This is a genomic window from Micromonospora sp. NPDC049580 (genome assembly GCF_040675595.1).
In the GTDB taxonomy this organism is placed as follows: Bacteria; Actinomycetota; Actinomycetes; order Mycobacteriales; family Micromonosporaceae; genus Micromonospora.
In genome coordinates, this window is record NZ_JBFAPG010000200.1 from 1 (window position 1) to 10,466 (window position 10,466).

12 protein-coding genes are annotated in these 10,466 nt (G+C 71.2%); 8 read left to right on the top strand and 4 right to left on the bottom strand.

Annotated features, from left to right (window positions below; all coding sequences use genetic code 11):
- Positions 1 to 529 (bottom strand): NAD-dependent epimerase/dehydratase family protein (locus AB0J68_RS17580; protein WP_363939398.1); only part of this gene is annotated, 529 nt, incomplete at its 3' end.
- A gap of 191 nt (positions 530 to 720) precedes the next feature.
- Between AB0J68_RS17580 and AB0J68_RS17585 the strand changes: the two genes are divergently transcribed.
- The 7 genes from AB0J68_RS17585 (at position 721) to AB0J68_RS17615 (ending at position 5,969) form a co-directional block, all read left to right on the top strand.
- A complete protein-coding gene (locus AB0J68_RS17585) occupies positions 721 to 1,761 on the top strand; it encodes a hemolysin family protein (RefSeq protein WP_355068434.1) in 1,041 nt (346 codons plus the stop codon).
- 33 nt (positions 1,762 to 1,794) lie between these two features.
- Positions 1,795 to 2,820, top strand: a complete 1,026-nt coding sequence (trpS, locus tag AB0J68_RS17590) for a tryptophan--tRNA ligase (protein ID WP_354860505.1) — start codon at positions 1,795 to 1,797, stop codon at positions 2,818 to 2,820.
- Between the two features lie 25 nt (positions 2,821 to 2,845).
- Positions 2,846 to 3,415, top strand: a complete 570-nt coding sequence (locus AB0J68_RS17595; RefSeq protein WP_354860503.1) for a 2'-5' RNA ligase family protein — start codon at positions 2,846 to 2,848, stop codon at positions 3,413 to 3,415.
- Positions 3,416 to 3,494: 79 nt separating this feature from the next.
- A complete protein-coding gene (locus tag AB0J68_RS17600) occupies positions 3,495 to 4,418 on the top strand; it encodes a YhjD/YihY/BrkB family envelope integrity protein (protein WP_354860502.1) in 924 nt (307 codons plus the stop codon).
- Positions 4,418 to 4,804 (top strand): GntR family transcriptional regulator, encoded by a 387-nt coding sequence (locus AB0J68_RS17605; RefSeq protein ID WP_354860500.1) that lies wholly within the window; start codon positions 4,418 to 4,420, stop codon positions 4,802 to 4,804. The genes AB0J68_RS17600 and AB0J68_RS17605 overlap by 1 nt, the downstream gene beginning before the upstream one ends.
- Before the next feature lie 107 nt (positions 4,805 to 4,911).
- On the top strand, positions 4,912 to 5,424 hold the full coding sequence (locus AB0J68_RS17610; protein ID WP_354860499.1) for a hypothetical protein: 513 nt from the start codon (positions 4,912 to 4,914) through the stop codon (positions 5,422 to 5,424).
- A gap of 107 nt (positions 5,425 to 5,531) precedes the next feature.
- Entirely contained in the window at positions 5,532 to 5,969 is a 438-nt protein-coding gene (locus AB0J68_RS17615) for a hypothetical protein (RefSeq protein WP_354860498.1), read from the top strand.
- A gap of 9 nt (positions 5,970 to 5,978) precedes the next feature.
- Here the strand turns inward: AB0J68_RS17615 and AB0J68_RS17620 are convergent, their stop codons facing one another.
- The 3 genes from AB0J68_RS17620 to AB0J68_RS17630 all read right to left on the bottom strand — a co-directional run bounded on the left by AB0J68_RS17620 (position 5,979) and on the right by AB0J68_RS17630 (position 8,984).
- The gene (locus tag AB0J68_RS17620) at positions 5,979 to 6,104 is read right to left on the bottom strand and encodes a VOC family protein (RefSeq protein ID WP_354860496.1); all 126 of its coding nucleotides are present in this window, start codon (positions 6,102 to 6,104) and stop codon (positions 5,979 to 5,981) included.
- A 137-nt stretch (positions 6,105 to 6,241) separates the two neighbouring features.
- Complete coding sequence (locus tag AB0J68_RS17625) at positions 6,242 to 7,864, bottom strand: glycoside hydrolase family 13 protein (protein ID WP_363939403.1); 1,623 nt, start codon at positions 7,862 to 7,864, stop codon at positions 6,242 to 6,244.
- 73 nt (positions 7,865 to 7,937) lie between these two features.
- On the bottom strand, positions 7,938 to 8,984 hold the full coding sequence (locus AB0J68_RS17630; protein ID WP_354860493.1) for a LacI family DNA-binding transcriptional regulator: 1,047 nt from the start codon (positions 8,982 to 8,984) through the stop codon (positions 7,938 to 7,940).
- A gap of 198 nt (positions 8,985 to 9,182) precedes the next feature.
- On the opposite strand from AB0J68_RS17630, the gene AB0J68_RS17635 reads away from it, so the two are divergent.
- On the top strand, positions 9,183 to 10,430 hold the full coding sequence (locus AB0J68_RS17635) for a maltose ABC transporter substrate-binding protein (protein ID WP_354860491.1): 1,248 nt from the start codon (positions 9,183 to 9,185) through the stop codon (positions 10,428 to 10,430).
- The last annotated feature ends 36 nt before the right edge of the window (positions 10,431 to 10,466 follow it).

Consider the following 10,466-nt stretch of genomic DNA (forward strand, 5'->3'; position numbering starts at 1 on the left):
CGCCGGCGAGGTGCGCGCCGGCGACGTTGAAGTAGCGCAGCGAGACGGCGGCCAACCCGTGCGCGATGGCCTCGGAGGTGAGCGCCATGTCGACGGCGAGCTTGGTGGCGCCGTACGTGTTGGTGGGCGCCTTGACCGCGGTCTCCGTGATCGGCAGCTCGGTGGGGTTGCCGTAGACGGCGGCGGTGGAGGAGAAGACCATCCGGGGCACCCCGGCGGCGCGGACGGCGTTGATCAGGGCGAGCGAGCCGACGGTGTTGGTCTGCCAGTACAGCTCCGGCTTCACCATCGACTCGCCGGCGGCGATGAGGGCGGCGAAGTGCAGCACCCCGTCGAAGCCGGCGTCGGGGGTGAGGATCTGGGCGGCGTCGTGAATGGACGCCTCGACGTGGGTCGCGTCCGGAGCGAGCGCCTCGCGGTGACCGGTGCGCAGGTCGTCCAGGACGACGACCTGGTGGCCCGCGTCGAGCAGCATCCGGGTCACCACGCTGCCGATGAACCCGGCGCCCCCGGTGACGAGCAGTTTCACGTCGTTGCCTCCTGCCTGGCCCGCCGGGACGTGGCCTTTGGTGATCACCCTACGGCGGCGGATGAGACCGGAGTCGACCACGCCGCCAACCCATTCCATCATAATCTCTCACGTTTAAACAGAGCCGCACATCGCCGATGACTCCGCGCGATCGCCGGTACGGCGGGCACCCGGTGTCTACCATCTCTGTCATGCGGGAAGCGGCCCGTTCCGGGCTCCGGCGACGCGTGCGGGGGAAGCCCCGCCGCGACCCCGGCCCGCTCGCCCGAGCCGTCGCCCGGATCCTGGTCCGCGCCGCCGACGGCGCCACCCGCCTCGTCACCGACCTGCTCGGGGCCGGCCCGGCGGCCGGGCGGGAACGCATCTCCGAGGCCGAGCTACGGGACCTGCTCGCGGTGAACACGGTGCTCGACCCGGACGAGCGGCGGATCATCGACGAGGTGCTGGTGGCCGGCGCGCGTCTCGTCCGCGAGGTGATGATGCCCCGCACCGAGGTGGTCTTCCTGCCGGCCCGGCTGACCATCGCCGAGGCCGCCCGGCTGGTGCGGGCCGAGACGCACACCCGTTACCCGGTGACCGATGGCACCCAGGACGACGTGGTCGGGTTCGTGCACCTGCGGGACGTGCTGCTGCGTCCGGACGCCGACCCGTGCGTCACCGTCGGTGAGCTGACCCGTGAGGTCAAGCAGGTGCCCGGCAGCAAGCCGGTCCTGGCCGCGCTGACCGAGATGCGCCGGGAGGGTCACCACCTGGCGGTGGTGATCGACGAGTACGGCGGAACCGCCGGGATCGTTACCCTGGAGGATCTGATCGAGGAGCTCGTCGGGGAGATCCACGACGAGTACGACACGACCCCCGACCCGCCGCACGCCGGCCTGCCGGCGGTGGTCGACGGCCGGCTCAACCTCGCCGACTTCGCCGAGCGGACCGGCGTGGCGCTGCCCGCCGGGCCGTACGAGACGGTCGGCGGGTACGTGATGGCCGTGCTGGGCCGGCTGCCACTGCCCGGGGACGAGGTGCCCGTACCCGCCGAGCCGCCCGACGACGGCGGTCCCGATCCGGTGGACCCGGCGGACGGTTGGCTGCTGCGGGTGCTGGCCCTGGACGGACGTCGGGTCGCCCGACTCGCGGTGTCGGCGCTCCGCGTGCCGGAGCAGCGGCGCGTGGGCGTGCCACGCGAGGTCAGCGCCCCGACACCGGCCGGCCATGGCCGACGCGCCGGCCCGTCATGACGGCCCCGCCTGCTTGCTGACAGAATTATCGCCATGCCCGACGTTTCCGAGCGACCCCGCGTCTTCTCCGGCATCCAGCCGACGGCCGACTCGTTCCACCTCGGCAACTACCTGGGAGCCGTGCGGCACTGGGTGGCCCTGCAGGACACCCACGACGCGTTCTACTGCGTGGTGGACCTGCACGCCATCACCGCGGGTCACGATCCGGCGCTGCTGCGCCAGCGGACCAGGGTGGCGGCCGCCCAGCTCTTCGCGGTCGGCCTCGACCCGGAGCGCAGCACCCTGTTCGTGCAGTCGCAGGTGCCTGAGCATCCGCAGCTGGCCTGGGTGCTCGGCTGCATCACCGGCTTCGGCGAGGCCAGCCGGATGACCCAGTTCAAGGACAAGTCCCAGAAGCAGGGCAACGAGCGGGCCAGCGTCGGGCTCTTCACCTACCCGGTCCTGCAGGCCGCCGACATCCTGCTCTACCAGGCCAACGCGGTCCCGGTCGGCGAGGACCAGCGTCAGCACCTGGAGCTCTCCCGCGACCTGGCCCAGCGGTTCAACTCGCTGTTCGGCGCGACGTTCACGGTGCCCGCGCCGCACATCGTCAAGGACACCGCGAAGATCACCGACCTGCAGGACCCGACGGCGAAGATGTCCAAGTCGTCGTCCTCGCCGGCCGGCATCATCGACCTGCTGGACGATCCGGCCCGGTCGGCCAAGAAGATCCGCTCCGCGGTGACCGACACCGGTCGGGAGATCGTCTTCGACGCCGAGACCAAGCCGGGCGTGTCCAACCTGCTGACCATCTACTCGGCGCTCAGCGGGCGTGGCATCGACGAGCTGGTGGCAGCGTTCGCCGGCCGCGGCTACGGAGACCTCAAGAAGGAGCTGGCCGAGGTCGTGGCGGAGTTCGTCCGCCCCATCCAGGAGCGCACGCGCACCTACCTCGACGACCCGGCGCAGCTGGACAAGCTGCTCGCCGCCGGTGCGGAGAAGGCCCGGTCGGTGGCCGGCGCGACCCTGCGGTCCGCGTACGAGCGGGTCGGCTTCTTCCCGCCGGTGCGCGGCGAATAGCGCTGCGGGACGGGTGGGCGGGTCGGTGGCCGACGTGGCGGCACGGAGCGTGGATCGCAGTGGCGGGGTGCCGCCGTCCGGCGACACCGTCCAGATCGGCATAGCGGTGGACATCCCGGAGCCGTGGGGGGCCCAGCTCACCCGGCGCCGGGTCGAGGCGGGCGATCCCCTCGCGGTGCCGGCACACGTGACGCTGCTCGGTCCGACCGAGATCCCGACCGCCGTCCTGCCGGGCGTCGAGCGGCACCTTGCCGCTGTGGCCGCCGCGCATCTGCCGTTCACGCTGCACCTGCGGGGCACCGGCACGTTCCGGCCCGTGACGCAGGTGGTGTTCGTCGCGGTGGCCGCCGGGATCAGCGAATGCGAACTGCTGGCCGCCGCGATCGCGGCCGCGCCGGGCCTGCACCGCCAGACCCGCTTCCCGTACCATCCGCACGTCACCGTGGCGCAGGACGTCCCTGGCGAGGCGTTGGACAAGGTGTACGAGGATCTGGCCGACTTCTCCGCGATGTTCGAGGTCGACGGGTTCACCCTCTTCTCGCACAGCGGGCAGGCCCGGTGGCAGCCCCGCCGGGACTTCCGCCTCGGCGACTGACGGTCGGCGACCCGCCGGGCGGCGAGCACTCTTGCGCCGGTTGCGACGGCGGCAGTGAAAGATCGGCGAGGATGATCGCGTGAACGTGATCGGCCGTATCGAGGCGGGCATCGACCGCTGGGTGGGTGCCGCGCGCAGCCGGTCGAGCCTGTTCGACCACGTGTGGCGTGCCGGGGCGCTCTACGCCGAGGTGTTGGCCGGGCGGCTCGCCGCGGCGATCGCCTACTACGGCTTCTTCGCTGTCTTCGCGCTGGCTCTGGTCGCGTACTCCATTTTCGGCGCGATCCTGGAGGACAACGACGAGGTCTCCGCGGCGGCGGCCAGGTTCCTGAAGGAGAACCTGCCGTTCCTGGACGCGCAGCAGATCGCCAACTCCAGCGGCACGGTCGGCGTGGTCGGCCTGGTCATCCTGGTCTTCACCGGGATCGGCTGGGTGGAGGCGATCCGCTCCTCTCAGCGCCTCATGTACGCGCTCAACCAGCAGCCCGGCAACCTCGTGGTCCGGCGGCTGGTCGACCTGGGGGTGATGATCGGCGTCTTCGTGCTGCTCGGCCTCTCGGTGGCGGCGGTGGACGCGTTGGAGTCGCTGCTGCGCTTCCTGCTGCGCAGCACCGGGTCGGTCGGGCTGACCACGGTCAGCGCGGTACTCAGCGTGCTGGTCAACGCTGTGCTCGCCACCGCGCTGCTGCTCGCGGTGCCCCGGCTGCGGATGAGCCGGTCCCGGCTGCGCCCGGTGGTGCTGCTGGTGGCGATCGGCATCACGCTGCTCAACACCGTCGGGCGGTACTACGTGGTGCGCACCGAGCGCAACCCGGCGTACACGGTGGTGGCCGGCGCGGTCGGTCTGCTGCTCTACCTCTACCTGCTCAACCAACTGGTGCTGTTCGGGGCGGCGTTGCTCGCGACCAGTACGAGCGGGCGGGTGGTGGATCTGGCGGAGGGAGCCCCGCCGGTGGATCTCGACGAGGACACCGATCCCGGTGCGCCGGGCGGTGCGGGCTGATGGCGGAGGTGCCTGACGTGCTGATCACGGTCGATCCCGACTCGCCGGTGCCCCCGTACGAGCAGGTGCGGGTGCAGCTCGCCGAGCTGATCGGCGACGGCCGGTTGCCGGTGGGCAGCCGACTGCCCACCGTCCGGCAGCTCGCCGCCGACCTGCGGCTGGCCGCGAACACGGTGGCGCGGGCGTACCGGGAACTGGAGGTGGCGGGGCTGTTGGAGACCCGGGGGCGCAACGGCACCTTCGTCGCACCCGGCCGCGACGACGCCGTCGACCGGCTGCACCGGGCCGCCGTCGAGTACGCCGCCGAGGCCCGGCGGCTGGGCGTACCCCCGGACCGTGCTGTCGCTCTCGTCCGCGCCGCCGTCGACGCCACCCGGCACGACTGAGCCCCTGCAGGTCGATCAACGTTCCCCCGTGGTTATCGCTTGTGTTGCCGAGGGCTACCGGCTCCAGAGATGTCAATGAATGCGCAATATTGACCGATGTTGCGGCTGTGCGTACCCGAGCGCTTCCCGCCGCCTCGCAGGGCACCAGAGGCAACCCGGGGGAGGACGTGAACAGCTCACCCGCCGTCACTCCTTCCGGACCGATGGCGGCGTTCCCCGGCATGACACCGAGCAAGGTCACGGACGCTTGGGCCGAGCGGTGGCGCGTCCCGGTCACGGTGGACGGCGCGCTGCACATCATCCGGGTGACCCTGCCCGGTAAGCAGGGCCAGTTGTCGGCCGCGGTCGGTCAGCCCTCGAAGGACCGCACGAACGAGGTGGCCCAGGTCCTCTGCATGGTCAAGCTGGGTGGTGCCGTGCAGCGGCCGTTGTTGCAGTCGCTGGTCGAGGGCTGCATCGGTCCGGTGCTCAAGGCGGAGGAACGCAAGGCGGTGCTCAACTGGCTGGTCGGCGTGGACTTCTCCGCTCCGACCTATCAGCTCCGGCGGACCTCTGAGTACGAACTGAACGCCAACCACAATTCCGACGAGAACTTCGCGCTCACCCTGTACGCGCGTTGATTCGCGGCGGTATAGCGCCGGGCCGCTGAATGGCCGATCGGGCGCCGGACGGGCGGTAACTGAACAGAACGGCACCGATGCTCGCGTTCGCGGACCATGATGAGCCCGTGGGCGCACTCATGACACTGGACCTGCCGGCCGACTCGCCGATGCTCGGCCTGCCGTGGATCATCACCTTCGGGCCGCTGGGCGACCTCGACGAGTGGGAGCCGGTGGTCTGCGGGCCGTACGAACGGCCGCACGCGTTGGCGTTGGCCGAGGCGGTGGTGGCCGATGAGCAGTTGATGGCCGTGGTCGAGCCGCTGCTGCCGGCGCTGTCGGCCGACGAGATCCGCAGCGAGATCGCCGCCGCGCAGGTGGCCGCGGAGGACGAGGCCCGGCAGGTCGAGGGGGCGGACCTGTACGGGGACTTCGAGGACGTGATCGACGAGGAGTTGGACGCGGCGGCCGACGAGGCGGGCCACGGTGAGCCCGCCGAGCCGCCGGACGAGGCCGAGGTGCGCGCCGGCTTCACCCGGATCGCGGCGCTGCTCACCGCGAAGTGACGCGACCGCTCAGCGGGTCGGCGGCCCGTCCAGCACGCAGAACTCGTTGCCCTCGGGGTCGGCGAGCACGGTGAACCGTTCGTTCTCGGTCTGGCCGAGTCGACGTGCCGTGCACCGGGGCACACCACCTGTCACACACGGACACCGGCGCCGCGCGGAGTGGACTCCGCGTGACGCCGGTGCACCTCACCCCCCACCACAAGGGGCCGGTAGCCCAGTCGCCCGTTGGCGCGGGGCACGACGGACGACCAGGTCGAGTTGGGCTTACCCGCTCAGCGCCGTTCCAACCAGGCGGCCGCGTCGACGGGCAGCAGGCGATCGGTGAGCGGCGCGCTCGCGACGATGAGCTCGCCGTACCCGTCGAGGGCCACGGGCGCTCCGCTGAGGTTGACGACGCAGGTCAGCGCGGTGGTGCCCGCGGTGCGGGAGAAGGCCAGCACGCCCGGTTCGGCCTGCAACCAGGTGACCTCGCCGGCGTCGACGGCCAGCGCCGGGTGTTCGTGACGAATACGCAGGGCGGCCCGATACAGCTCCAGCGTCGAGTCGGGCGTACCGGCCTGCGCGGCGACCGACAGGGCGTCCCAGGTCGTCGGGGCGGGCAGCCAGCTCAGCTCGCTGCCGGCTGGCCCGAAGCCGTACGGCGCCAGCTGACCGCTCCACGGAATCGGCACGCGGCAGCCGTCGCGACTCTCGCCGGTCCGCAGGAACGCCGGGTCCTGGCGCAGCTCGTCGGGAAGGTCGAGAACCTCGGGCAGGCCCAACTCCTCGCCCTGGTAGAGGTAGGCGCTGCCGGGGAGGGCGAGCATCAGCAGGCTGGCGGCGCGCGCCCGGCGCAGCCCTTCGGCGCCGTCGCCGTAGCGGGTGACGTGCCGCTGCTTGTCGTGGTTGGACAGCACCCAGGTGGTGGGCGCGCCGACCACTGTCGCCTCGGCGAGGGCGGTGTCGATCACCTTGCGGAACGAGTCGGCCGACCAGGTGGCGTCGAGGAAGTCGAAGCTGAACGCCTGGTGCAGCTCGTCCGGGCCGATGTAGCGGGCCAGCCGCTGCGGCGTCTCGGCCCACGCCTCGGCGACCGCCATCCGACCGCCGGGGTAGCTGTCCAGGATGGGTCGCCACGCGCGGTAGATCTCGTGCACCTCGTCCTGGTCGAAGTAGGGCAGGCGGGCCTTGCCGAGCAGGTCGACCTGGCGCTGCCCGGTCGTCGCCGTGCTGAAGCCGACGTCCGGCAGACCCTCGGCCTTGATCATGCCGTGGGCCACGTCGACGCGGAAGCCGTCCACGCCCCGGTCGAGCCAGAACCGCAGGACGTCCTCGAACTCGGCGCGGACCTCGGGGTGCCGCCAGTTCAGGTCCGGCTGGGCCGGGTCGAACAGGTGCAGGTACCACTGGCCGTCGGCGATCCGGGTCCAGGCCGGGCCGCCGAAGATGCTCTCCCAGTCGTTGGGGGGCAGGTCACCGTGCTCGCCCCGGCCGTCGGCGAAGAGGTAGCGGGCCCGCTCGGGCGAGCCGGGGCCGGCGGCGAGGGCGTCGACGAACCAGCGGTGCGCGCTGGAGGTGTGGTTGGGCACCAGGTCGACGATGATCCGCAGGCCGAGGGCGTGCGCGTCGCTGATCATCGCGTCGAAGTCGGCGAGGGTGCCGAACAGGGGGTCGACGTCGCGGTAGTCGGCGACGTCGTATCCGCCGTCGATCATCGGGGAGGTGTAGAAGGGGGTCAGCCAGAGCGCGTCCACCCCGAGGTCGCGCAGGTACGGCAGCCGCTCCCGGATGCCCGCGAGGTCGCCGACGCCGTCACCGTTGCTGTCGGCGAAGCTGCGCACGTAGACCTGGTAGACGACCGCCGAGCGCCACCAGTCGTCGTCGGTGCGGGGCGGGGTGATGGTGCTGACGGTCATTGGTGATGTTTCCCCGTCTGTCTCAGGCTCGGGCGCGGCTGTCTGAGCAATATGCCGCCCGCCTCTGCAAGAGTCAAGCAGATCTTGCGTAAGGAAACCGCACGGCGGCCGGGGCGACCGCGGTCGAGCCCCGCGCGACCAACTCGGGGCGGAACAGGTACTCCGAGTGCGGGGCGCCGTGTCCGTTGATCTCGTCCACCAGGGCCCGGACCGCCGCCACCGCCATGGCGATGACGGGCTGCCGCACCGTGGTCAGCGGCGGGTCGGTGAAAGCCATCAGCGGTGAGTCGTCGTAGCCGACCACGGAGAGGTCGCCCGGAACGGTCAGACCGCGTTGCCGGGCCGCCCGCACCGCACCGAGCGCCATCAGGTCGGAGCCGCAGACCAGGCCGGTGACGCCCCGGTCGAGCAGCCGGCCGGCCGCCGCCTCGCCACCCTCCACACCGAACAGTGTCAGCTCGGCCAGCGGGCCGAGGTCGGCCTCGGCGACGCCGGCCAGGCGGGTCATCGCCGCCCGCCAGCCGGCCACCTTGCGCTGCACCGGCACGAACCGGTCCGGGCCGGTGATCAGGCCGATCCGCCGGTGCCCGAGCGCGACGAGGTGGGCCACGGCCAGGTCGGCGGCCTCCCGGTCGTCACAGGAGACGAAGGGGGCGCCGATGCCGGGGACGTACCCGTTGATCATCACGACCGGCAGCGGCCGGGCGATCAGCGCCCGGTAGCGGTCGTGGTTGGCGGCGGTGTCGGCGTGCAGGCCGGAGACGAAGACGATCCCGGAGACCTGCCGGTCCAGCAGCATCTCCACGTATTCGTCCTCGGTCACGCCGCCGGCGGTCTGGGTGCAGAGCACCGGGGTGAACCCGCTCTGCGCCAGCGTCGACTCGATGACCTGCGCGAACGCCGGGAAGATCGGGTTGTCCAACTCGGGCACCACCAGGCCGACCAGGCCGGCGCTGCGCTTGCGCAGTCGTGCCGGTCGCTCGTAGCCCAGGACGTCGAGGGCGGTGAGGACGGCCTGTCGGGTCTCCGGGGCCACGCCGGGGCGGTCGTTGAGCACCCGCGACACCGTGGCCTCGCTGACTTCGGCCTGCTGGGCGATGTCGGACAGTCGAGCGCGCATGGCGGCACTTTAGCCCACCGGCAAGTTCTTGCGGGGCTCTCTGCAAGCCCTTCCATTATCTGCAACCTCTTGCTAACGTCCCCGCAACATACGCGAGCAGCGGCGCAGCATCGCTGCGCCGGTTGGCAAAAACTTTCAGTTTTCCCACTGGCGGACCGTCCTTCCCCCGGCGGATCCGCCATGACGACAGGAGTACCGATGCGCATCCGTACCGCGGGTGTGGTCGCCCTCTTCGCCCTGGCGCTCGCCGCCTCCGGCTGTGGTGGCGACAGCGACAAGCCGGCCGCGAAGGAATCCCCCAAGGCGGCCGGCGGCAAACTGGTGATCTGGGCGGACGACAAGCGCACCGCTGCCCTCAAGCCGTTCGCCGAGAAGTTCGGCCAGGAGAACGGCGTCACCGTCGAGGTCCAGGCCGTCAGCAAGGACCTGCAGACCAACTTCGTCACCGCCTCGCAGCAGGGCAGCGGCCCCGACGTGGTGGTCGGCGCGCACGACTGGATCGGCAACCTGGTGCAGAACGGCGCCATCGACCCCGTGCAGCTCGCCGCCGAGCAGAAGAGCGCGTTCAACGCGACCGCCATCAAGGCGGTCACCTTCAACGGTCAGCTCTACGGTGTGCCGTACGCGCAGGAGAACCTGGCGCTGATCCGCAACACCGAGCTGGCCCCCGAGGCGCCGAAGACCATCGAGGACCTGGTCGCCACGGGCAAGCAGCTCAAGGCGTCGAAGAAGGCCACCGAGACGCTCTGCCTCCAGGTCGGCCAGAACGGCGACGCGTACCACATCTACCCGCTCTACAGCTCGGCCGGCGGCTACCTCTTCGGCACCGGAGCCAACGGGGACTACGACCCGAAGGACCTGGGCGTGGGCAAGCCCGCGTCGATCGAGGCGTTCAAGAAGATCAGCGCGCTGGGCGAGAAGGGCGAGGGCGTGCTCAAGCGCTCCATCGCGGACACCAACTCGATCGCCACCTTCACCGGTAAGAAGTGCGCGTACCTGGTCTCCGGGCCGTGGGCGATCGCCGACGTCAAGAAGGCCAACGTCAAGTACGACATCTCCGCCATCCCCGGCTTCGCCGGCGGTAAGGAAGCCCAGCCGTTCGTGGGTGTGCAGGCGTTCTACGTCGCCGCCAAGGGCAAGAACAAGGCACTGGCCCAGGAGTTCGTCGCCAACTACACCACCACTCCCGAGCTGGCCGTCGCGCTCTACAACGCCGAGCCCCGGCCGCCGGCGCTGACCGCCGCCCTCGACCAGGTCAAGGGCAGTGACCCGGATCTGGCGAAGTTCCAGGAGGCCGGCAAGAACGGCCAGGTGCTCCCGGCGATCCCGGCGATGGCCGCCATCTGGGACCCGTTCGGCAAGGCCGAGGCCGCCGTCATCGGCGGGGCCGACCCGACCAGCACCATCACCGCCGCCGGCAAGACCATCTCCGGCCAGATCAAGTAATGAGTACGCCGCTGTCCGGCCCGGGGTCTGCGTGGC